The following is a 21,460-nucleotide window of genomic DNA, read 5'->3' as shown; positions in this document are numbered from 1 at the left end:
TTCAAGAAAGTTTTATTCAGCGAAATAAGAATTTTCCTAAAAGGAAACCGACAAAAAAATACATTTAAGTTTTGTTTGTTTTGTATAAATTTCTATGGTAAAAATGGAAAAATATGGATATTGCAATTTTGGATACAAATAAATCGCATGCGAGACATCAGCGCCAAACCTTGTAAATCTAAAGAAAATCGCTTTTTTACGAAAGTGAATTCTGATGGATTTTTAACAAACATATTTGGCAGAAAAAAAGTTTTGTCAATTTGGACGAAATAGAAGAAACATTGACATAATCGCATAAATCACGTATTATTTAGATTGAGGTATGTTTGATTTTTTGTACATACTAAGAATTTTCATGGAAATAACCGGAAAATTCGAACAATCCTTCCCTTTTTTGGGGGGGGACAAGAACGAGTGGAACAGGGACAATTCTCTATAGTAGTTAGAAAAATATAAGTGTTATAATTTTAACAAGATGATTTTAACGGGAGTAAATTTTGTACCTGTGCAATTTGTTCAAACATAAAATACAGCAAGAGAGGTGAGTATTATGGCTTATGAGATCCTGAAAAGCATCGTGGAAGCAGAAACACGTGCTGTGGAAATCAAAAAGCAGGCTGTCGCACAGGCCGAAGAGATGAAGGCCAACGCACTGAAACAGCAGGAAGTCCTGCTGGAAGAGGCTGGACTGCAGGGGAAGAAAGAAATGCAGGAAGCCGTAAAAAAAGCTGTAGAGGAAAGCAAAGGGGCGATCCAAGAGATTTTGAAAGAAGCGGATGTAACCTGCGCCCAGATCAGAGAGCAGGCATCCCAAAAAAAAGAAGAAGCCGTTCAGGCGGTGATCGGAAAGGTAGTGGGAACGTATGGCAGTTGTTGAGATGCGGAAGCTTACTGTCATTGGTTTGAACAGCAGCCGAACACCTTTCATTCATGAACTGATGCACCTTGGAGTTGTGGAAATCAATTCCCAGGAAGGGGCTATCAGCGATGAGGAATGGATGCCGGATATCTTTCGAACCAGTAACAGTGCCGATGTTTCGCGTCTGGAAGCGGATATTGCCCGCGTGAGCACTGCGCTGGAAGCCATTGGAAAATATGATACGGCAAAGAAACCCTTGTTCCGTACAAGAAAAGAATTAATAAGGGAAGATTTTGCTGAACTGATGGATTCCACAAAAACGGAAACGGAACTGAGTGTGGATAAAGCGGTGGGTGCCTATAAAGGCATTGCCGATGGACAAAGTGAGATCAACCGTCTCCGTTCCCTGATTGCAGGGCTGAAACCGTGGGAAATGTTGGATATCCCGCTGGAAATGAATGAAACGGAATATGCTGCTGTTGTTCTTGGCGTGGCAAGCGCAAAGACAGATACAGCAAAGCTGATGACAGATGTACTGGAGGCGGCACCCTCCGCCATTGTGCAGGAAATCAGCAAAGATAAGCAGCAAAAGTATTATTCCATCATTTGTTTGAAGGAAGAAAAGGAGCAGGCGTTTGAAGCCTTGCGCCCTTATAATTTCTCGGCAGTTGCCCTGACAGACCAGAAAGGGACTGCTGCGGAAGCGATGCATCGTTACGAAAAAAATATCGAAGAAATCGAAAAGAGCATTGCGGAAAATGAAGAAGTGCTGAAGGCTTTGGCACCGGCAAGAGAAAATATCGAATTTCTTTACGACAGCCTGATGATGCGCAGAGACAGAGCGAGAGTTGTCGGCGATATGGTGAGCACTGAAATGGTGTTCTACTTCGATGGCTGGATGCCTGCAAGAGCCCAGGCAGAAGTAGAGGCGCTCCTGAAGGAATATGAATTCTATTATGACATTCAGGAACCGGATCCCGATGAGGAAGTTCCTGTTCTGCTGAACAACAATTCTGTTGTCACACCATTTGAAGCAGTAACAGGCATGTACAGCCTGCCCGGCCGGCATGATGTGGATCCGACAAAGTTTTTGGCGCCGTTCTATTTCCTGTTCTTTGGTTTGATGCTCAGTGATGCTGCCTATGGTATCATCCTGACGACATTATGCGCAATTATCCTGAAGAAATATAAGCTGGAAGGCACCACATACCGTATGATCAAAATGTTTATGTTCTGCGGTATTTCCACATTTATGTGGGGCGCTCTTTTCGGCGGCTGGTTTGGCAATTTCTTCACAGTAGCGGCAAAGACGTTCTTTAACAAAGACTTTGTGATCAAGCCTTTGTGGTTTGATCCGCTGAGCGAACCTATGAAACTTTTGGTTGTATCCCTGATTTTGGGCGGCGTCCATATTTTCGTAGGTATGGCAATCCAGGCGTACCTTTATATCAAAGAAGGTCATCCTCTGGATGCGCTGTTTGATATCGGTCTGTGGTATGTACTGTTGATCGGTATTGTCCTGTTTGGCTTTGGCGGCAGCCTTGGCGCAGGTGCCCCCGGTGTTGGCAAGATCATGATGATCGTTGGCGCGGTTGGCATTTTGGTAACAGGCGGCAGAAAGAAAAAAGGCATTTTCGGAAAGATCACAGGCGGGTTTGGCAGCCTCTACGGGATTACAAGCTATCTGTCCGATGTTCTTTCTTATTCCAGACTGCTGGCACTGGGCCTGGCAACAGGCGTAGTTGCACAGGTATTCAATACACTGGGTTCTCTGGCAGGCGGCGGGATCGCAGGCTGCATCCTGCTGATCGTAGTATTCCTGTTTGGTACGGTATTCAATATCGCGATCAACGCGTTGGGCGCTTTCGTTCATTCCTGCAGACTGCAGTATGTTGAATTCTTCGGCAGATTCTATACAGGCGGCGGAAGACCTTTCGCTCCATTTGAAAGAAAAACAAAATATATCAAGATTCTCAAGGAGGGTAATGACAATGTTAGATAGTTTATTAAGTGGTGAATTTTTGGCATTAGGCGGCGCGGCTCTGGCTTCTCTTCTGGCTGGTATCGGCAGCGCAAAAGGTGTTGGTATTGCCGGTGAAGCGGCTGCCGGCGTTGTTTCTGAAGACCCCAATAAATTCGGTCAGGTACTGCTGCTGCAGGCTCTGCCCGGTACACAGGGGATCTATGGCCTGCTGATTGCCTTTATCGTAATGGTAAAAGTTGGCCTGTTGGGCGGCGATGGTATGGTAGAATTGACAGTAGTACAGGGTGCGGCGATTTTTGCAGCTTGTCTGCCTATTGCATTCGTTGGTCTGATTTCCGGTATCTCTCAGGGGAAAGCAGCTGCAGCAGGTGTTATGCTGGTAGGCAAAAGACCCAGCGAACTGGCAAAAGGTATGCTGTTTGCAGCGATGGTAGAAACATATGCCGTTCTGGCGCTGCTCGTTTCCTTCCTGATGCTCAACAGCATCCAGCTGTAATCAATAATACGAAAAGGAGGAGTAACTCCTATGAATGATGGTAAGATTATCATTGATAAAATCATCGCAGAAGCAGAAGAAGCGGCAAAAGCCACACTGGCAAGGGGCCAGAAAGAAGTGGATGCCATTCTGAAAAATGCCCAGGATAAAGTGGACAGGGAAATGGATGTTTTCGATAGAAATGCCCAGGCAGAAGCGGCAAAAGCATCTGCAAAGGAAATTTCCGGTGCGGAAATGCAGGCGAAGAAGGCCATTTTGGAAGAAAAGCAGAATATCCTTGCAGAAGTCATTGCAGAAGCAGAAAAAAGACTGCTTTCTCTTGAGGATGCGGAATATGCAAAGGTCATCGGCGGTATGCTGGAACGCCTGGATAAGTCCCTGGGTACAGAAATTATCGTTTCTGCAAAGGATGTGTCCCGCCTGGCGGCAGTGGTAGCGGAAAAGGGCTTTGTCCTTTCTGAAAAAACTGCGGATATCAGCGGCGGTTTTATCGTGAAAAACGGAGATATTGAATATAACTATTCTTTTGAATCGATCATTACAGTAGAAAAAGAAGAAATCCAGCAGATCGCAGCAAAAATTTTATTTTAAGGAGGGGTAGAGATGGCAAGAGAAAGAATTTACCCTTTCGCCGTGGCCAGTGTGCGTTCCATGGAAAATAAACTGCTGACAAAGCAAAAGCTGATGCAGATGGCGGAAGCCAAAGATGCGGAAGAAGCGCTGCGTTTTCTGCAGGATAGTGATTATGGGAAAACACAGGTCAAAGATGTCCACGATTTTGAAACCATGATTCAGGCCAATTTGGAAGAGGCCTATCAGGCTGTGGGCAAGCTGATCCCCAATGAAACCTTTATGGATATCTTCCGGTTCAAGAACGATTATCATAATGTGAAGGTATTGATTAAGGAAGAGATCTCTAGGGTCAATGGCAAGAAATTCATGATTCAGGGCGGCTCGATCCCGGTAGAGGAACTGCGGAAGTTTTTCCGGGAAAGAAACTACCTGGAAATGCCCCATATCGATGCAAAGGCTGTGGAAGAAGCCATTGAGCTTTACGCAAAGACAAAGAACGGACGCTATATTGACTCTGTTCTGGATAAGGCCTGTTTCCAGGTGATGTCCGATGCAGCGGAAAAATTGGGCATCGAATATGTCAGGAAATATGTGCAAAAGCTGGCGGATGTGACGAATCTGAAAACGCTGTTCCGTATCCGTACGCTGCACAGAACAGAGCAGGAACTGCTGGAAAGCATTGTTCCTGGCGGTGAGTTGAGCGCAGAAACACTGGTGCGCGCGCTGAAAAGCGACAGTGCCGTTTCTGTGCTGAAAGAAACAGCCTATGGCAATCTTTGCGGGGAAAGCATGGAGCAGGGCTTTACTGCTTTTGAAAAAGCCTGTGACGATTATCTGATGGATTATGTGAAAGAGGCAAAATATAAAACGCTGACGCCCGAACCTGTTGCAGCCTATATCCTTGCAAAGGAGACAGAGGCAAAATGTGTCCGTATCATTATGACATGCAAACTGCATGAGATTGATGCGGAAACCATCAAAGAAAGGGTGAGAGAAGCATATGTCTAAAGTTGGTATCATTGGCGATAAGGACACAGTTATGGGCTTCCTTGCTCTGGGGATCGATATTTTCCCCGCTTACACAGCGGAGGAGATCAAAAAGACCATCCACAGACTGGCAGAAAAGGAATACGCGATCATTTATATCACGGAAGAAGCCAGCCTGAAGGCGAAGGAAAGCATTGCCAAATACAAAGATATGGAATTGCCCGCCATCATTGTGATCCCCGGTATCGGCGGAAACATGGGTTTGGGCATGAATGAAGTGCGCGAATCGGCCAAACGGGCCATCGGCGCAGATATATTGTTTAGTGAATAAAGAATGATTGTAGGTGAATGAGCATATGAAAACAGGCACGATCGTAAAAGTATCAGGTCCACTGGTCATTGCGGAAGGCATGAGAGATGCCAACATGTTCGACGTGGTTCGTGTATCTGATAAACATCTGATCGGCGAGATCATCGAAATGCACGGAGACAAAGCCTCCATTCAGGTTTATGAAGAAACCGCAGGTCTTGGCCCCGGTGAAGAAGTGGTATCCGTCGGTATGCCTATGAGCGTAGAGCTGGGCCCCGGTCTGGTCTCCACGATTTATGATGGTATCCAGCGTCCTCTGGAAAAAATGTACGAAGTCGGCGGCACAAACATCCGCAGAGGTGTTGAAGTACCTTCTTTGGACAGAGAAAAGAAATGGAAATTTGAACCCACAAAGCAGCCCGGCGATGCTGTTGTTGCAGGGGATGTGATTGGTTTCGTTCAGGAAACTGCTGTGGTTCAGTGTAAGATCATGGTGCCCTTTGGCCTAAAGGGTGTCATTAAAGAAATCTTCATTGGTGATTTTACCGTAGAAGAAACTGTTTGTATCATTACAGATGAAAAGGGCAACGATGTCAATGTGACCATGATGCAGAAATGGCCCGTACGTCGGGAAAGACCTTATAAAGAAAAAGAATCCCCCAATGCGCCCCTGATTACAGGGCAGCGTGTTATCGATACCTTCTTCCCCATTACAAAGGGCGGTGTTGCTGCGATCCCCGGCCCCTTCGGCTCCGGTAAAACAGTTACGCAGCATCAGCTGGCAAAATGGGCCGATGCGGATATCGTTGTTTATATCGGCTGCGGCGAACGCGGCAACGAAATGACAGACGTACTGAACGAGTTCCCTGAACTGAAAGACCCTCGTACAGGGGAGTCTCTGATGCAGAGAACTGTTCTGATCGCAAATACTTCCGATATGCCCGTAGCGGCTCGTGAAGCATCTATCTATACAGGTATCACCATTGCGGAATTCTTCCGTGATATGGGCTATAGCGTAGCCCTGATGGCAGACTCCACTTCCCGTTGGGCAGAAGCCCTCCGTGAAATGTCCGGCCGTCTGGAAGAAATGCCTGGTGAAGAAGGCTATCCCGCTTATCTGGGTTCCCGTCTGGCGCAGTTCTATGAACGGGCAGGCCGTGTTGTTTGTCTGGGGAATGAAGGCAGAGTTGGTACACTGACAGCCATCGGTGCCGTATCTCCTCCCGGCGGTGATATTTCCGAACCCGTATCTCAGGCAACTTTGCGTATCGTAAAGGTATTCTGGGGTCTGGATTCCTCTCTGGCGTATAAACGTCATTTCCCTGCTATCAACTGGCTGACCAGCTACTCTCTGTATCAGGCAAAGGTTGACGCATGGGCAGATGAAAATGTAGAACCTAACTTCTCCGCACAGCGTATCGAAGCCATGAGATTGCTGCAGACAGAAGCGGAATTGAATGAAATCGTACAGTTGGTCGGCGTGGATGCGCTGTCCCACAGCGACAGACTGATTCTGGAAGTTGCCCGTTCTATCCGTGAAGACTTCCTGCATCAGAACTCCTTCCATGAAGTGGATACCTATACATCTCTGCATAAGCAGTATCGTATGATGAAGCTGATCCTGACTTTCTATAAAGAAGCCAACGAAGCCATCAAACAGGGTATCACCATTCAGAAGCTGACAAAACTGGACGTTATCGAACGTATCGGGCGTGCAAAATACGTGGAAGAAGCCAATGTAGATAAGAGCTACGATGAAATCGAAAACGAAATTAAAGCACAGATACAGGATCTGATCAGAAAGGGGGCAGATGAATTATGATAAAAGAATATCGTTCCATTCAGGAAGTAGCCGGCCCTCTGATGGTTGTTTCCGGTGTTGAAGGCGTCACATACGATGAACTGGGCGAAATCGAGCTGGCCAACGGCGAGATCAGAAAATGTAAGGTTCTGGAAGTAAACGGCGATACTGCGCTGGTACAGTTGTTTGAAAGTGCAACAGGTATCAACTTGGCGGAAAGTAAAGTACGTTTTCTGGGCAAGAGCCTGGATTTTGGCGTATCCCCTGATATTCTGGGTCGTGTCTTCGACGGCATGGGGAACCCCATCGACGGCGGCCCCGAAATCATCCCTGAAAAGAGACTGGATATCAACGGCGCACCTATTAACCCTGCGGCTCGTGAATATCCTGCGGAATTTATCCAGACCGGTGTATCTGCTATCGATGGCCTGAATACACTGGTTCGTGGCCAGAAGCTGCCTATCTTCTCCGCTTCCGGTCTGCCTCATGCAAATCTGGCAGTACAGATCGCGAGACAGGCGAAGGTTCGCGGTACAGATTCTAAATTCGCGGTAGTATTTGCCGCTATCGGTATCACTTTTGAAGATGCTGAATTCTTCATCAACGACTTCAAACAGACAGGTGCTATCGACCGTTCCGTTGTCTTTGTAAACCTGGCAAACGACCCTGCTGTAGAACGTATCTGTACCCCTAAGATGGCACTGACAGCGGCGGAATATCTGGCATTTGAACAGGATATGCACGTTCTGGTCATCCTGACAGATATCACAAACTATGCAGAAGCCCTTCGTGAGGTTTCCGCAGCGAAAAAAGAAGTTCCCGGTCGTCGTGGTTACCCCGGCTACCTGTATACAGACCTTGCGACTATGTATGAACGTGCAGGCCGTATGAAAGGTCATCCCGGTTCCATCACAATGATCCCTATTCTGACAATGCCCGAAGAAGATAAGACTCATCCTATCCCCGACTTGACAGGCTACATCACAGAAGGTCAGATCATCCTGAGCCGTGAACTGGATAAAAAAGGCATCCAGCCTCCCATCAACGTTTTGCCCTCTCTGTCCCGTCTGAAAGATAAAGGGATCGGGAAAGGCAAGACAAGAGAAGACCATGCGGATACTATGAACCAGCTGTTTGCAGCGTATTCCCGTGGTAAGGATGCAAAAGAACTGATGGCAATTCTGGGCGAATCCGCTTTGTCCGAAGTTGACCTGATCTATGCAAAATTTGCGGATGAATTTGAAAAGAAATACGTTTCTCAGGGCTTCCAGACGGACAGAACCATTGAGCAGACACTGGAAACAGGCTGGAGCCTGCTGCGGATGCTGCCGAAGAGTGAATTGAAACGTATTCGTGACGAATATCTGGAAAAATATCTGAACAGCGGGGAGTGATGAAGTGTGGCTAGATTGAATGTCAATCCCACCCGTATGGAAATGACCCGCTTGAAAGGCCAGTTGAAAACAGCGACCAGAGGTCATAAGCTGCTGAAAGATAAACTGGATGAACTGATGAAGCAGTTCATGGAAATTGTGCGGGAAAATAAGCGTTTGAGAGAAGAAGCAGAAGCTGCTCTGGAAAATGCTTATAAAAACTTCATCATCGCCAGAGCGGTACTGAGCGAAGCCAGCCTGGGGGAAGCATTGATGATTCCTCAACAGTCTGTATCTGTTAAGGTGACGAATAAAAATATCATGAGTGTAAATGTGCCTGTATTCGACTTCCAGAAGGAAGGCGGCAGTGACAGCAACATTTATCCCTATGGTATGGCGTTTACCTCCGGCGAACTGGACAGCGCAATGCTTTCTTTCTCCGATGCTATGGAGCCTTTGCTCCGTCTGGCAGAAAGTGAAAAGACAGCACAGTTGTTGGCGCAGGAAATTGAACGTACCCGCCGCCGTGTAAACGCTTTGGAAAACGTTATGATTCCCAACTATCAGGAGACGATCAAATATATCACCATGAAGCTGGAAGAAAATGAACGTGCCAATACGACCCGCCTGATGAAGGTGAAGGATATGGTCGCAAAGAAAGCGATCGAAGCGAAAAAACAGCAGGAAGCAGCCGCTTCCGGCGAATAATTTCAAAAATAAACGGTATCCCTTTTGTGGGTACCGTTATTTTTTTGTTGGAAAGATGCACAGTTTTTTTTCGTTTGCATAAACTGGCAGCAACGGAAAGGAGTGTGCATTGCATGATTAAGATCAGTTTATGTATGATCGTGCGGGATGAAGAGGATGTACTGGAGCGGTGTTTAAAAAGCATTGCGGATTGCGTGGATGAAATTATTATTGTAGATACAGGCTCTGTGGATAAAACGAAAGAAATCGCAGAAAGATTTACGGATAAAATATATGATTTTAAGTGGATTGATGATTTTTCAGCAGCGAGAAATTTTGCTTTTTCCAAAGGAACCGGGGAATATCTCCTGTGGATGGATGCGGATGATGTCTTTCCGGAAAAAGAGAAGGAAAAGCTGCTTGTGCTGAAAGAAGATTTGGAGAAACACCCCTGTGACATGGTAATGATGCTCTATGATGCAGGGTTTGATGAAGGAGGAAAGGTGACATTTTCTTATTATCGGGAGCGGTTGATGCGCCGTTCAGAGCAGGCAAAATGGGTTGGCTGTGTGCATGAGGTCATCCCGCCTTTTGGAGAAATACGGTATGAGGAAATTCATTTTGAGCATCGAAAAGAAAACCTGGAATACTCTGACAGGAATTTGTTGATTTATGAAAAAATGCTGGAAAAGGGCCGGAAGTTTGACCCCAGGGAATGGTTTTATTATGGCCGGGAATTGTATTATCACGGAAAATATGAAAAAGCGGCGAAAGTCTTTCAGAACTTTTTGTCGGAACCGCAGGGGTGGTTGGAAAATAAGCTGGAAGCGAATCGGTTTCTTTCCTATTGTTTATCTGCTGTCGGAAAGGAAGAGGAAGCTATCGATGCACTTTTGCAGGGGCTGAAGCTGGCACCGCCTACAGGGGAGCATTGCTGCGATATTGGAAGCTATTTTTATGGAAAGGAACAATGGGAGCAAGCTATCTTTTGGTATGAAAACGCATTGCGGGCGGAGCGTCGAACAAAGCAGGGAGCTTTCGTGCAGGAGGAGTGCTATGGATTTCTGCCCTGCATCCAGCTTTGCGTCTGCTATGACAGGCTGGGCGATTGGGAACGGGCTAAGATGTATAATGAAATGGCAGGAGTATTCAAACCGGAAGATCGGGCTGTGGTGCAGAATAAAAGATATTTCGAGAAAATTATGAAAAAATGAAAAAACAGCCTTAAGCAATGCATAAGGCTGAGACCACACATTGATGCCAGGAGAAAGGAAAATTGGCAGATCACCATGAGCCGTATGGCGATATCGTGTGATATATTTTGTACCCCCTCGGTACAGTTTCATTGTAACATATCTGTAAGGTAATGTGAAATTGATAGAATCAAAGATTACTATTATATATTTTGATAAAAGTCTTTTTGCAGTTCTTCTGAAGATAAAAAAGCAGCTTTTCTGGATATTATATTTATAACGGTGGAGTTAGAAAGAGCTAAGCATCAAAAAAACAGCCCTGAGGGAAGGGCTGTCTTTGGCATTTATCTATTGTCGAGAGAGAAAGGGGATATCGACGCCGAGAAGATAAATGCTAGGTTGATTTGGATTGCTCTTTTGTACACTTATGTCTTTTCTTTGGTACGTTAATATTGTATCACGATAAAGAAAAAAAGTGAAGAGGTAATTTAAAAGTATCAAATTAATTTTTTATGGAATTCATTTTATCAGGAAATTAGATAGCAGGATAGATTTCCTGCAGCAAAGAGAAAAAAGCCTTCATCTGAGGAGTGACGGCTTTATGCTGGTGATAGAGAGCCTGCACCCAAACGGTAAGATTCATTTCAGGAACATCCAATACGCACAATTCCCCGCTCTTTACAGCATCGGCAATCAGGTAATAGGGGATTAGCCCAATGCCGCCCCCGCGTTTGACCATCATCATCGCGCCTGTAGCATTCCAGATATCAAAAGTGGGACTGATTTCATAAGTCAGGGATTTGGCATGAATGCTGAGAATTTCTGTAAAGGAAGCATGTTTATTGGAAACGATCAATTTTTCTTTGGCAATCTCATCCATGGAGATATTCCTTTTTGCAGCCAAAGGATGGGTGGGCGGTGCGGAAAAAACGATGCGTTCTTTATGGGAAAAGGCAGAATATAAATCTTTCTGACCTTGTTTTTCCAGGAAAAGAAACCCAAAATCGGCTTCGTTGTGGGAGAGCATGTAATCGATTTCTGCCATGCTGTCGGCACTTTTTACAACAAGATCAACTTTGGGATAGCGTTTATGATATTCTAACAGAATATCGGGCAAAACGGCTACCATCAGGGAATCTATGGAAACGATACGCAATTCGCCGTATAATTCCTGTCCTTCGTTGCCGATGCAGGAGATTTTCTGCGCCAAATCCGCTATTTGCTGGGCATAGGTGTGCAGTTCCCATCCTTTATCCGTAACAAAGACTTTTTTGCCAATGCGGTCGAACAGATGCACATGCAGTTCTTCTTCCAGCTGCTGAATCTGTACGGTAACAGTGGATTGAGAATATAAAAGCTGTTCTGCTGCTTTGGAAAAACTACCGGTTTCGACAACTTTCAAAAAAGTAAAAAGATTGCGCAGTTCCATAAAAACCTCCTGTAGATCCAGATGATAAAGAAAAAGCAGCATCTTTCGATACTGCTTTTTTCATTATAATATCAGCATTGAGAATGTGCAAGGGTGAAGTGCTGTGTGCCGTTTTTCTGGTATTTTTCAGCAGCGTTGGCGCATTTTCCGCAGAAGAATACAAACAGCACACCGCTGGCAAGGATTCCTGCCATAAAAATTTTCATAATGCCAACGCTCCAAGGTTCAGAAAATCCAATGTAGCAGCAGGCAATATAGAAGAAAAGGGAAACCAGTGCATAAAAACCACAGCGTGTTGTATAATCATTTTTCATAAGATTACCTCCTTGAAAAGTTCAATGGAATTTTATTTTTCAGAGATCTCTTTTATGGTTCTATCATAACACGGTTCTTTTTATTTGTAAAATTCAATGATTTAAATATTATCATTACAAATTTTAATAGAAAATCGCAAAAAAATACCCCTCAAAAGAGGGGTAACTTTTTGATTACAACAATGTGACACCAGCAGCATTGCAGACATCAATGGTTTCCTGATCCCAAATAGAGGACTGCACTTCGCCGATATGGGCTTTGCCCAAAAGCAGCATACAAAGTCTGGATTGGCCGATACCGCCGCCGATGGTGCAGGGCAGTTTGCCTTCCAGCAGCATTTTATGGTAGGTCAGGCTTCTGCGGTCATCGCAGTTTGCTTTTTTCAGCTGCTGATCCAGACTGTAGGGATCAACACGGATGCCCATGGAGGAAATTTCCAGAGCACTGTCCAGAACAGCGTTGTAGAACAGCAGGTCGCCGTTCAGCTGCCAGTCATCATAGTCGGGTGCTCTGCCGTCGTGGGGTTCCCCGGAACGCAGTTTATCGCCGATCTGCATGATAAACACCGTTTTATGTTCTTTGACAATGGCATTTTCTCTTTCCTTGGGGGTCAGGTCGGGATATCTGTCCTCCAGTTCCTGAGAGGTGATGAAGGTTACTTCCCGGCACAATTCTGTTGTGATGCGGGGATATTTTTTCTTTACCACTTCCAGTGTATCACAGATAGCCAAAACGATACCCTGTACAGTAAATTTCAGTTCTTCAATATTTCTCTTTTCAGGAGTGATGACTCTTTCCCAATCCCACTGGTCAACATAGATGGAGTGCAAGTTATCCAGTGTTTCATCACGGCGGATGGCGTTCATATTTGTATAAAGACCTTTGCCGGGGCGGAAATCATAGCGATACAGCGCCATACGTTTCCATTTTGCAAGAGAATGTACAACTTCTGCAACAGTACCTGTGGCAGGAATTTCAAAGCTTACGGGGCGTTCTACGCCGTTTAAGTTGTCGTTCAGACCAGTTGCGGGGTCGACGAACAGAGGAGCGGAAACACGTTTCAGGTTCAGCGTCTGGCCCAGGTGTTCTTCAAAGGCGTGGTGGATCACACCAATGGCGTTCTGTGTTTCATATAAGGTCAACACGGACTGATAGCCTGCAGGGATATATGTTTTGCTCATCAAAAGCACCTCGTTTCTGAATGTATTTTTATATCTTATTGCAGATAAAGATTTTCCATATCTTTTAGGATAACACAGAAGATTTTTTTGTCAAGGGAAGTTTCCATCAGAAAAACGAATAGGGGGTATTGACATACAACTCATACAATTGTATGATATAGAAAAACATAATTCTTACATTTGTAGGAAATGAATTAACAGGAGATGATGAAAATGGGAGACCTCATGCGTTTGCCGGATACAGAACTGGAAATTATGAAAGCCATTTGGGAAAGCGGAAAAACCCTTTCTACCTCTGAAGTGAAGGCATTGTTGGAGCGGCACAGGCCTTGGAATGTTTCTGCGTTGCAGACCCTCTTAAACCGCCTCATCGACCGTGGCTTTTTGGAAAGCTATAAAGAAGGAAAGAATCGTTACTACACGCCTCTGGTGACCGAGGATGCCTACCTGGCAGTGGAAAACAGAGCCTTTCTGGAAAAGGTCAATGATTGTTCCGTGACGAAGTTGGTGGCTTCTTTATATGACAGTCATTCTATTTCAGAAGCGGATCTGGATGAACTGGCGGCCTTTATTCGTTCCAAAACGGGAGGTGAATGAGGATGAGTGTGATTTTTCAAAGTGTATGGGAAATGAGTTTATTTGCTATCCCTGTTATTTTGGTGCTGGCTCTTTGCTCTAATCTGCTGGGGAAAAGATATGGGGCGAAGTGGCGGTATCTGATTTGGCTGGTGTTGGCGGTGCGGCTTTGTGTGCCCATGCAGCTGACTTTGCCGGAACCCATGACGGGGATGCGGGTGGAGGTGCCCAATGTGGCAGCGCAAACCCAGGAATGGCAGGATAAACTCTATGAGAAAGAGCCATCTGCGGAGGCAGAGGCTATGCCTGTACCCGCAGAGCCTATGCTGCAAAGCCAGCCTGTTCAGGCGGAAAGGGAACAGAAAACAGGGGAGCTTCTCCTCAATTTCTTCTTGAATTTTCCGGATTTTCTGTGGCTGTCGGGTGTGATGCTGTTTCTTACATGGCAGGGGTGGAAATATGCCAGCTTTCGGCGGATGCTGAAACGCAGCAGAAGAAAGGTATTGGATGCGGCGGTTTTGGATACTTACTATACCCTTTGCAGGAACATGGGTATGAAAAAACGACCGGAGCTATATTTCTGCGGCGGGCTGCCCAGCCCCCTTTGCGTGGGATTTTGGAAGCAGGAAATCTATATCAATTCCGAGGACAGAGAAAAAGAGGATATCCTTTTGATTTTGAAGCACGAACTGACCCATTGCCGGAGAAAGGATTTGTGGTATAAAGGTGTGCTGATGCTGGCCAGAGCCATGCACTTTTTTAACCCCTTTGTCCATTGGATGGCGAAGCTGGCGGAAAAGGATATGGAGCTTTCCTGCGACCTGGCGGTGATGGAAAACTGTGGCATGGCGGAAAGAGAGGCCTATAGTATGGCTATTCTGCGGACGGTGAAAGAAGCCAAAAGGAAAAATATGCAGATGAGCACGGCTTTTTCCGGCGGGAAAAAGGAGTTAAAAACAAGATTTGAAAATATTTTTGATATGACGGCCAAAAAACGGGGGATTGCCCTGTTTATGGCAGCGGCGATAGTGGTCTGCGGCGGGACGGCTTTTGTAGGCTGTACCACAATGGAGCCGCAGGAAGAAACCCTGACGGGCGTGGTCTATGGGGAGTATACGGAGGAAATCGTTCACCAGCTTTATGAAGCCAAGCTGCAATATATCGGCGACCATATTGGTGTAGGAAAGATTTTGGGATTACTGCCTATGCCGGACGGGGTGACGAATAACAGCGAGGGGATTGAACTGTATACCAGCGAAGAACCCTATGGCGTGCGGCGGCATTTGGATTGGGAAAGGAATGGAGAAACCACCTATGAATACGATGGAGAAAGCTATCTGGATGACCGCTGGAGTCAGATTCACGGCATGATTTTTCTTGCATTGGTGGAAAATGCGGGCGATTTCAATGTTTCCCTGCATGCGGCAGGGGCAGAGGATGGGGTAGTTGTGACATCACTGTCTTTTGACAGAGAAAAAGCCAAGAACTATTTTGGGGAGCAGGATTTGCGGGAATTTGCCGCCGATGAAGAAGCCTTCCGTAATTTTGTTTTCGCCATCAACCGCTATTTTTATGAAGGCATCACCACACCGGAGGAGATTTATAATCTGATGCATTTGAACGAAGGGGCAGCACAGAAACGTATGAACGATATGCTTTCCGGTGCCCCTGCGGCAGAGGAGGACATTGAAAAACAGTCTATGTCTTATCAGATGATCTATGCGAACAGCTTGGTGGATGAAATTGCAGGGCAAAAGCTGACTTCCTCCAATCCTGCGGATTATATTAAATGTCCCCAATATGATGAACTGGTGAAACTGGGGGAGCCTGCTCTGCGGGAATTTCTTTCTCAATTTGCCATGGGATATGTGGAGGATGACCTGCGGGGGCAAGTGATGATGCTGGCTTGTCAGGATATTTTAGGAGAACCCAGGCATGCGGATTTGCAGCCGACGGAATGGTATCAGGCATACGCCGCTCTGGATTCTACTCTCTGCGCCCCTTTTGCCTATGATGCAATGCTTTATGGGGCGGATATGGAAAAGGAATATGGGCTGGATGTTTCCGCAGCAAAAAAATGGAGCGTTGCGGCGGCCGGGCAGGAGGAACGGCTGGCGGCAGTCTATGCCGCACTGGATGCCAGATTTAATGAGAAAATGACAGTGGGGCATAAGGTGACGTTTTATGCACCATTGGTGCAGGAAATCGTGGAAAAAGGAAACAACATGAGTGTGTTTGCTGTGATTTTCGATAATACCTATGCCATGAGCCGCACCAAAGGCGGCGGATACGCATTTTTTGAGCAGGGTGGTTCCATCATTCCTTCCCGTCTCGATTTTGAAAAACGGGGCGGAAACTGGGTGCTGATAAAATGGACACAGGCCCAGGATGGCAGCGATTATGGGGATTCCATCAGGGAAATGTGCAATGGAAACGGCGGTTTGGCAAATAAAATGATTTCCTATGACAGTGAGGCTTGCCAGATGCTGCTGTGGCAAAATATCGTCTATTATATGCAGGCGTATTATGAAGGGATGCGTATGCCGATTTATTTCCATTCTTATATGGAAGAGAGCAATATGGAAAAAATAAACCAATTGATTGAAATCATCCCAATGTATGAAACAGGCGTATAAAAGCCCGTTTATTTCAACGATAAAAGAACCGCCCCTTTTCGTATAGAGGGCGGTTCTTTTAAAAATCAGGAATGCATGAGCGCAAGAAATGCATTTATTGTGGGCTGCAGCAGGGCATCAGGGTATTCATAATGTTCTGTATGCAGAGGCGGCTGTTCGATTCCTGCGCCAATGCCGAAGAATGCTCCGGAACAAATATGCAGATAATGCCCAAAATCTTCGCTCCAGCGCATGGGGCTTTCCAGCAGTTCCCCCTGGCAGAGGGAAAGCACCTTTTCAGCGCAGGCAGGATCATTTTCTGTAGCGGGGAAAACATCCTGCAGCTGATGGGAGAAAGAAAGATGCTGTTCTGCTGCCAGATTTTGAGACAGACGCAGAATTTCATCAAATAGAGATGCCAGATCCTGATCATGTTCTGCCCGGAGGGTCAGCCAGATTTCCGCAGATTCCGCTGCCGCGCCGAAGGCTTTTTCCCCCATTTTTACGCCAATGACAGTACACATCGTCATGCCGGTATAGCGGGAGGGGGCGGATAGCGCAGGCAGAGCGCATAATAGTTTTCCGACTGCCTCCGCAGGGGAGATGCCGTTTTCCGGATATGCCGCATGGGCGGGTTTCCCCTGAAAATATAAAATGACCCCGCGAGAAGCACAGGCAAATGTACCGGGGCGAGTAGTTACCAGCCCCAGGGGAAGGCCCGGCAGATTATGGGCACCATAAATTTCATGGACAGTTTCTTTTGCAAACAGTTCACAGCAGCCTTCTGCCCCTGCGCCTGTTTCTTCTGCAGGCTGGAACAGGAAAAATATATTTCGGCCGAATGTTTTTCCTTCTGCAGAGAGAGCCGCGCCGCAAAGGGCGGCGGCATGCCCGTCGTGGCCGCAAAGATGGCCTGCATTGCCATCGGGCAGGGAAAGCGCATCATAATCGGCCCGCAGGGCGATGGCAGGCTTGGCTGCGCCGGGTTCCCTATGGGCAGCATAAAACCCGTCACCGCAGGGGTGAATTTCCAGAGTAGTATGCTGCTTGAAAAAATCCGTTAAAAGGGCTTTTGATTTTTCTTCTCTGCCGGAAATTTCCGGGCAGGCATGCAGCTTTTTTCGCAGCTGCAGGATGGTTTCGAGAATCACCTGTATCACCTTATCTTTCGTGATGCTGTTCCCAAAGGGCATGATACAATTCCGGTTTCCGATCTGCTTTCAGGGGGAACCCTGCCCGTACTTTTTCTGCTTCTTCAGGGTCGATATCTACAATAGTCAGGCCATTGCCGCCTTCTACATGGGCCAGCACTTCGCCATTGGGAGAAATCACCATGCTATCCCCATGATAGGACAGGCCGCCGCCATCGCCGCTGCGGTTTACGCCGATGATAAAGCACTGGTTTTCGATGGCACGGGCTTTCAGCAGGGTCATCCAATGGTCTCTGCGGGCTGTGGGCCAGCTGGCGATGACTGTGATGATGTGGCTCTTTTCAGACAGGACCTGGAAAAGTTCCGGGAAGCGCAAATCATAGCAGATCAGGGGAGAAACGGGTACGCCCTTTACCTGACAGAACTGCAGTTCACTGCCGCCGATATAATGCTTTGCCTCTGCGCCAAAGGAGAAGGGATGGATTTTGGCATAATCCGCCAGCTGATTGCCGTTTTCATCAAAAATGATGCAGTGGTTGGTAGAAACGCCGTTTTCATAAACAGGCATGCCCCAGCATACGGCCACACCATTTTTCTTGGCTTCTTCCTTGAAGAATGCCAGAGAGTTACTTTCTTTTCTATCTTCACCATAGGTTTCGGGGTTCAGCGTAAAGCCTGCCAGTGTCATTTCCGGAAAAACTACGAAATCAACGCCTTTTTCCTTTGCTTCTGCCATCAGGCGGCTGCACAATGCCATTGTTCTTTCTTTTTCTTCAAAACCCATGTCGATTTGTCCCAGTGCAATTCTCATAATAATCCTCCTAACGTTTTCTTTTCTTATTCCCATGTTTTCCAAATATCAGGGCAGAAGCCCAGGGTGAATGCCTTGCCATTGCGTACGATTGGTGTTGCGAACAGCTCGGGATTTTCAAAAAGGGTCGTTTCCCGTTTCGCTTCGTCGATGTAATCCATGTAGAGTTTGGTGTAGGCCTTTGCTTTGCGGTCGATCATATCTTCCACAGGGATACATTTTTTGGCTGCTTCAAAAACAGCCTTCGCCATGCCAAATTGATGCAGGTCGATAGATTGATATTTGATTTTCCGTTCCTTGAAATAGCGTTCTGCTTTTTTGGTATCGAAGCATTTCTTGGAACCATAGATTTGTATATTCATCTGCAAAAAGCTCCTTTCTCAAAATTTGCTTTTTCTTAATTTTATATGATTTTAGCCCGGGGGGCAAGACAAAGGACAGTTGTTCTGGTATACTGAAAGTACTTTTCAGAAGGAGGCAGGATAAAATGAGAATGATTTCATGGAATGTAAACGGTCTGCGGGCCGCTGTGGGCAAAGGTTTTTTGGAATATTTCAAAGAAGCCGATGCGGATATATTTTCTCTGCAGGAAACGAAACTGCAGGCAGGGCAGATTGACTTGGAAACAGAGGGATATCACCAATATTGGAATTATGCCGAAAAGAAGGGCTATTCCGGTGTGGCGGTATTTACGAAAAAGGAACCCTTGGCGGTGACTTACGGCATCGGCGTGGAGGAGCATGACCATGAAGGCCGTGTGATTACATTGGAATTTGAAGATTTTTACCACGTTACGGTTTATACACCCAATTCCCAGCAGGAAAATGCCCGCCTGGCTTACCGCATGGATTGGGAGGATGCTTTTCGTGCCTATGTGAAGGGGCTGGATGAGAAAAAGCCTGTGATCATTTGCGGTGACCTGAATGTGGCTCATAACGAGATCGATCTGAAAAATCCTTCCACCAACCGCCGCAGTGCCGGCTTTACAGATGAGGAACGGGGCAAATTTACTGAGCTGTTGGGAGCCGGCTTCGTGGATACCTTCCGCTATTTTTATCCCGATGCGACAGGCATCTATTCTTGGTGGAGCTATCGCTTCAAAGCCAGACAGAACAACGCCGGATGGCGTATCGACTATTATGTGGTTTCTGAACGGCTGAAGGAAAAGCTGGTGGATGCCAAGATCCATACTGCAGTCATGGGTTCCGACCATTGTCCGGTGGAATTGGAGATAGAACTGTAAAAAGGGGATGCGGATATGAAATTCAAAAACCCTTTATTGGTTGTTACAGATATGGAACAATCGAAGAAATTTTATAAAGATGTGCTGGGGCTCCGGGGTATCATGGATTTTGGGGCGAATGTGACCCTGACGGGAGGCGTTTGCCTGCAGACAAAGGAAAAAGGAAAGAGAAAATGGAGCAGTATTATTACAATACATTGAAAAAATCACAACAGAATACTTACAATGCCATTAAGATAGGGTTACAGTCCGTGGCACCGTCTTTTTCTGTGCCTTTGCTGGAGCGGAAGGAGCTTTCCGAGGTTTTTATGAAGGTGCGGCTGGACAATCCTCAGTTTTTTTATGCAGGCACCTTCCAGTATCGCTATTATCCTGATTCCGAAAATGCGGAGATGATACCCGAGTATCTGTTCGAAAAGGGGAAAATCAAGGAGCATCAGAAGGCCTTGCAGGCCCGTGTGGAAAAGCTGATACGCCCGGCGGCAAAGCTGAGTGAAATGGAAAAACTGCTGTATATCCATGATTTTATCTGCAAAAATGTGCGGTATGATAAGCTGAAAAAGCAGTATTCCCATGAAATCATCGGCCCTTTGGGCCATGGGATGGGGGTCTGTGAGGGGATCGCCAAGGCGGTCAAGGTGTTGTGCGATGGGCTGAATCTCTGGTGCGTTGTTGCCCTTGCGGAAAATAATCCGGAGAAGGGCGTAAAATATCGCCATGCTTGGAATGTTGTCCGTGTGGATAAAAAATATTATCATCTGGACTGCACCTTTGATAATTCTTTGGGAACTCCGGAGGAGATTCGCTATGATTATTTCCTTCTGCCTGATAAGCAGATTTTCCGGGATCATGAAAAACTGGTCTGGGAAATGCCTGCCTGTACAGATGGAGATCGGTTTTATTATAAAGAGAAGAAGTTCTCCTTCACAAAGATGGAGGATGTGCGGAAACGTTCCGCCCAGGCGGTGAAGAAAGGCAGGATTCTTTTGTTTCATTGGCGGGGCGGCTATATGACCAGAGAGATCGTGCAGGAATTTTTGCAGATTTTCAAGGAAGAAGCGGCAAAAAAAGAAAAATTCGCCAAGGTTTCCCTGAACTGGGCGCAGGCGGTGGTACGGGTGGAATTCATTACACAAGCCCCGCTGGAAGAGCTGACTATGGAAGAGGCCAATGAAGGGGAAAAAGAATAAAGGATGAATTAAAACAGGTTTAGACTGAAGATGGTTATTTAGGTTGAATAATGAAATTACAGATTTTGGGACGAGAAAGATCCTTTTTCCTGGAATAAAGAAACAGATGGGATAGAATTCTCGAAGAAATGAGTTCTATTTTGAAAAGGGAAAATACGTAGGAGTATTAAAATCTAAAGATGGCATTGGTATTGGCTTTGTAGATGGAGATGTGTAGCATTTTGGAGGGTGGATTATGGAAGAAATTGCTGGAGGGAAAAGAGCGCATAATTTTCATTACAGAATAGTTAGAATTGATGAGGAAGAACGGTGGATTTTCATATCCAGTGATTGCGGATGGGATTTAGATGAACCAGATTCTTTTTGTTTTTTGTTAAAGAAAATAGGGATGAATTTGGAGACAGATATTATTGAAATGGGAGATATGCAATATAAATTTTTAAATGCCCCATTGAATTTTATTATTTCGATGGGATGGCATGTTTGGAATAACGATAGAATATTCCAAAACAGTACAAAAGGATCAGGTCGTAGAATTTTTAAGTCAGTTTCTGTAATATAAAAGAAGAAAGACCGAGAAGGGAATTTCCCTCTCGGTCTTTCTTCTAAGTTAATTAAAGAGGTATTAGGGCAATGTCATTAAGTTAAGATGACGAATCGGGATCTCAGTATTAGAAATAATGCTG

The 21,460-nt window shown here is 45.9% G+C and carries 22 protein-coding genes; 16 read left to right on the top strand and 6 right to left on the bottom strand.

What is annotated here, in order from left to right:
- Positions 1 to 550: 550 nt before the first annotated feature.
- The 10 genes from ACI39P_RS05990 (at position 551) to ACI39P_RS05945 (ending at position 10,284) form a co-directional block, all read left to right on the top strand.
- Complete coding sequence (locus ACI39P_RS05990) at positions 551 to 877, top strand: hypothetical protein (RefSeq protein ID WP_439719765.1); 327 nt, start codon at positions 551 to 553, stop codon at positions 875 to 877.
- Positions 864 to 2,861: a V-type ATPase 116kDa subunit family protein gene (locus ACI39P_RS05985; protein WP_439719764.1), complete on the top strand. Its 1,998-nt coding sequence runs from the start codon at positions 864 to 866 to the stop codon at positions 2,859 to 2,861. The genes ACI39P_RS05990 and ACI39P_RS05985 overlap by 14 nt, the downstream gene beginning before the upstream one ends.
- The gene (locus ACI39P_RS05980) at positions 2,845 to 3,339 is read left to right on the top strand and encodes a V-type ATP synthase subunit K (protein WP_439719763.1); all 495 of its coding nucleotides are present in this window, start codon (positions 2,845 to 2,847) and stop codon (positions 3,337 to 3,339) included. Before ACI39P_RS05985 ends, ACI39P_RS05980 begins: the two co-directional genes overlap by 17 nt.
- A gap of 30 nt (positions 3,340 to 3,369) precedes the next feature.
- A complete protein-coding gene (locus ACI39P_RS05975) occupies positions 3,370 to 3,930 on the top strand; it encodes a V-type ATP synthase subunit E (protein WP_439719762.1) in 561 nt (186 codons plus the stop codon).
- 12 nt (positions 3,931 to 3,942) lie between these two features.
- A complete protein-coding gene (locus ACI39P_RS05970; protein WP_439719761.1) occupies positions 3,943 to 4,920 on the top strand; it encodes a V-type ATP synthase subunit C in 978 nt (325 codons plus the stop codon).
- Entirely contained in the window at positions 4,913 to 5,230 is a 318-nt protein-coding gene (locus tag ACI39P_RS05965) for a V-type ATP synthase subunit F (RefSeq protein ID WP_439719760.1), read from the top strand. The genes ACI39P_RS05970 and ACI39P_RS05965 overlap by 8 nt, the downstream gene beginning before the upstream one ends.
- Before the next feature lie 25 nt (positions 5,231 to 5,255).
- Positions 5,256 to 7,031, top strand: a complete 1,776-nt coding sequence (locus tag ACI39P_RS05960) for a V-type ATP synthase subunit A (protein ID WP_439719759.1) — start codon at positions 5,256 to 5,258, stop codon at positions 7,029 to 7,031.
- Positions 7,028 to 8,404 (top strand): V-type ATP synthase subunit B, encoded by a 1,377-nt coding sequence (locus tag ACI39P_RS05955; protein WP_439719758.1) that lies wholly within the window; start codon positions 7,028 to 7,030, stop codon positions 8,402 to 8,404. Before ACI39P_RS05960 ends, ACI39P_RS05955 begins: the two co-directional genes overlap by 4 nt.
- 6 nt (positions 8,405 to 8,410) lie before the next feature.
- A complete protein-coding gene (locus ACI39P_RS05950) occupies positions 8,411 to 9,091 on the top strand; it encodes a V-type ATP synthase subunit D (protein WP_439719757.1) in 681 nt (226 codons plus the stop codon).
- A 113-nt stretch (positions 9,092 to 9,204) separates the two neighbouring features.
- On the top strand, positions 9,205 to 10,284 hold the full coding sequence (locus ACI39P_RS05945; RefSeq protein WP_439719756.1) for a glycosyltransferase: 1,080 nt from the start codon (positions 9,205 to 9,207) through the stop codon (positions 10,282 to 10,284).
- Between the two features lie 514 nt (positions 10,285 to 10,798).
- Here the strand turns inward: ACI39P_RS05945 and ACI39P_RS05940 are convergent.
- From ACI39P_RS05940 to asnA, 3 genes are all read right to left on the bottom strand, one after another.
- Complete coding sequence (locus tag ACI39P_RS05940) at positions 10,799 to 11,692, bottom strand: LysR substrate-binding domain-containing protein (RefSeq protein WP_439719755.1); 894 nt, start codon at positions 11,690 to 11,692, stop codon at positions 10,799 to 10,801.
- 71 nt (positions 11,693 to 11,763) lie between these two features.
- On the bottom strand, positions 11,764 to 12,006 hold the full coding sequence (locus tag ACI39P_RS05935; protein WP_439719754.1) for a hypothetical protein: 243 nt from the start codon (positions 12,004 to 12,006) through the stop codon (positions 11,764 to 11,766).
- A 174-nt stretch (positions 12,007 to 12,180) separates the two neighbouring features.
- Positions 12,181 to 13,188 (bottom strand): aspartate--ammonia ligase, encoded by a 1,008-nt coding sequence (asnA, locus tag ACI39P_RS05930; protein ID WP_439719753.1) that lies wholly within the window; start codon positions 13,186 to 13,188, stop codon positions 12,181 to 12,183.
- Positions 13,189 to 13,401: 213 nt separating this feature from the next.
- On the opposite strand from asnA, the gene ACI39P_RS05925 reads away from it, so the two are divergent.
- Positions 13,402 to 13,785 (top strand): BlaI/MecI/CopY family transcriptional regulator, encoded by a 384-nt coding sequence (locus ACI39P_RS05925; RefSeq protein WP_439719752.1) that lies wholly within the window; start codon positions 13,402 to 13,404, stop codon positions 13,783 to 13,785.
- Positions 13,786 to 13,787: 2 nt separating this feature from the next.
- Positions 13,788 to 16,400 (top strand): M56 family metallopeptidase, encoded by a 2,613-nt coding sequence (locus ACI39P_RS05920; protein ID WP_439719751.1) that lies wholly within the window; start codon positions 13,788 to 13,790, stop codon positions 16,398 to 16,400.
- Between the two features lie 65 nt (positions 16,401 to 16,465).
- Here ACI39P_RS05920 and ACI39P_RS05915 read toward each other — a convergent pair whose 3' ends face one another.
- Genes ACI39P_RS05915 through ACI39P_RS05905 form a run of 3 tightly spaced genes read right to left on the bottom strand, consistent with a single transcriptional unit; the run spans position 16,466 to position 18,703 of the window.
- Positions 16,466 to 17,572 (bottom strand): M20/M25/M40 family metallo-hydrolase, encoded by a 1,107-nt coding sequence (locus ACI39P_RS05915; protein WP_439719750.1) that lies wholly within the window; start codon positions 17,570 to 17,572, stop codon positions 16,466 to 16,468.
- Positions 17,541 to 18,341: a nitrilase-related carbon-nitrogen hydrolase gene (locus tag ACI39P_RS05910; RefSeq protein ID WP_439719749.1), complete on the bottom strand. Its 801-nt coding sequence runs from the start codon at positions 18,339 to 18,341 to the stop codon at positions 17,541 to 17,543. The genes ACI39P_RS05915 and ACI39P_RS05910 overlap by 32 nt, the downstream gene beginning before the upstream one ends.
- 26 nt (positions 18,342 to 18,367) lie before the next feature.
- Positions 18,368 to 18,703, bottom strand: coding sequence for an arsenate reductase family protein (locus tag ACI39P_RS05905; protein WP_439719748.1), 336 nt, complete (start codon positions 18,701 to 18,703; stop codon positions 18,368 to 18,370).
- A 125-nt stretch (positions 18,704 to 18,828) separates the two neighbouring features.
- Here ACI39P_RS05905 and ACI39P_RS05900 point away from each other — a divergent pair, with 125 nt between their 5' ends.
- The 4 genes from ACI39P_RS05900 (at position 18,829) to ACI39P_RS05885 (ending at position 21,336) form a co-directional block, all read left to right on the top strand.
- Positions 18,829 to 19,584: an exodeoxyribonuclease III gene (locus ACI39P_RS05900; protein WP_439719747.1), complete on the top strand. Its 756-nt coding sequence runs from the start codon at positions 18,829 to 18,831 to the stop codon at positions 19,582 to 19,584.
- A gap of 15 nt (positions 19,585 to 19,599) precedes the next feature.
- On the top strand, positions 19,600 to 19,785 hold the full coding sequence (locus tag ACI39P_RS05895) for a VOC family protein (protein WP_439719746.1): 186 nt from the start codon (positions 19,600 to 19,602) through the stop codon (positions 19,783 to 19,785).
- Positions 19,758 to 20,774: a transglutaminase domain-containing protein gene (locus tag ACI39P_RS05890; protein WP_439719745.1), complete on the top strand. Its 1,017-nt coding sequence runs from the start codon at positions 19,758 to 19,760 to the stop codon at positions 20,772 to 20,774. The genes ACI39P_RS05895 and ACI39P_RS05890 overlap by 28 nt, the downstream gene beginning before the upstream one ends.
- Before the next feature lie 235 nt (positions 20,775 to 21,009).
- Positions 21,010 to 21,336, top strand: coding sequence for a hypothetical protein (locus ACI39P_RS05885; protein ID WP_439719744.1), 327 nt, complete (start codon positions 21,010 to 21,012; stop codon positions 21,334 to 21,336).
- Positions 21,337 to 21,460: the final 124 nt, after the last annotated feature.

Origin of the sequence: Anaerotignum sp. (assembly GCF_051877975.1) — a bacterium.
In the GTDB taxonomy this organism is placed as follows: Bacteria; Bacillota; Clostridia; order Lachnospirales; family Anaerotignaceae; genus Anaerotignum_A.
This window is presented reverse-complemented; position numbering and strand designations above follow the sequence as displayed.

Bases quoted from the DNA above. Each gene is read 5' to 3' on its own strand.
- ACI39P_RS05890 (WP_439719745.1), top strand. From the start codon at position 19,758: ATGGAGCAGTATTATTACAATACATTGAAAAAATCACAACAGAATACT.
- ACI39P_RS05955 (WP_439719758.1), top strand. From the start codon at position 7,028: ATGATAAAAGAATATCGTTCCATTCAGGAAGTAGCCGGCCCTCTGATG.
- ACI39P_RS05940 (WP_439719755.1), bottom strand. From the start codon at position 11,692: ATGGAACTGCGCAATCTTTTTACTTTTTTGAAAGTTGTCGAAACCGGT.
- ACI39P_RS05985 (WP_439719764.1), top strand. From the start codon at position 864: ATGGCAGTTGTTGAGATGCGGAAGCTTACTGTCATTGGTTTGAACAGC.
- ACI39P_RS05910 (WP_439719749.1), bottom strand. From the start codon at position 18,341: ATGAGAATTGCACTGGGACAAATCGACATGGGTTTTGAAGAAAAAGAA.
- ACI39P_RS05925 (WP_439719752.1), top strand. From the start codon at position 13,402: ATGGGAGACCTCATGCGTTTGCCGGATACAGAACTGGAAATTATGAAA.
- ACI39P_RS05970 (WP_439719761.1), top strand. From the start codon at position 3,943: ATGGCAAGAGAAAGAATTTACCCTTTCGCCGTGGCCAGTGTGCGTTCC.
- ACI39P_RS05915 (WP_439719750.1), bottom strand. From the start codon at position 17,572: ATGCCCTTTGGGAACAGCATCACGAAAGATAAGGTGATACAGGTGATT.
- ACI39P_RS05935 (WP_439719754.1), bottom strand. From the start codon at position 12,006: ATGAAAAATGATTATACAACACGCTGTGGTTTTTATGCACTGGTTTCC.
- ACI39P_RS05960 (WP_439719759.1), top strand. From the start codon at position 5,256: ATGAAAACAGGCACGATCGTAAAAGTATCAGGTCCACTGGTCATTGCG.
- ACI39P_RS05905 (WP_439719748.1), bottom strand. From the start codon at position 18,703: ATGAATATACAAATCTATGGTTCCAAGAAATGCTTCGATACCAAAAAA.
- ACI39P_RS05990 (WP_439719765.1), top strand. From the start codon at position 551: ATGGCTTATGAGATCCTGAAAAGCATCGTGGAAGCAGAAACACGTGCT.
- ACI39P_RS05945 (WP_439719756.1), top strand. From the start codon at position 9,205: ATGATTAAGATCAGTTTATGTATGATCGTGCGGGATGAAGAGGATGTA.
- ACI39P_RS05980 (WP_439719763.1), top strand. From the start codon at position 2,845: ATGACAATGTTAGATAGTTTATTAAGTGGTGAATTTTTGGCATTAGGC.
- ACI39P_RS05885 (WP_439719744.1), top strand. From the start codon at position 21,010: ATGGAAGAAATTGCTGGAGGGAAAAGAGCGCATAATTTTCATTACAGA.
- ACI39P_RS05920 (WP_439719751.1), top strand. From the start codon at position 13,788: ATGAGTGTGATTTTTCAAAGTGTATGGGAAATGAGTTTATTTGCTATC.
- ACI39P_RS05965 (WP_439719760.1), top strand. From the start codon at position 4,913: ATGTCTAAAGTTGGTATCATTGGCGATAAGGACACAGTTATGGGCTTC.
- ACI39P_RS05900 (WP_439719747.1), top strand. From the start codon at position 18,829: ATGAGAATGATTTCATGGAATGTAAACGGTCTGCGGGCCGCTGTGGGC.
- ACI39P_RS05895 (WP_439719746.1), top strand. From the start codon at position 19,600: ATGAAATTCAAAAACCCTTTATTGGTTGTTACAGATATGGAACAATCG.
- ACI39P_RS05975 (WP_439719762.1), top strand. From the start codon at position 3,370: ATGAATGATGGTAAGATTATCATTGATAAAATCATCGCAGAAGCAGAA.
- asnA (WP_439719753.1), bottom strand. From the start codon at position 13,188: ATGAGCAAAACATATATCCCTGCAGGCTATCAGTCCGTGTTGACCTTA.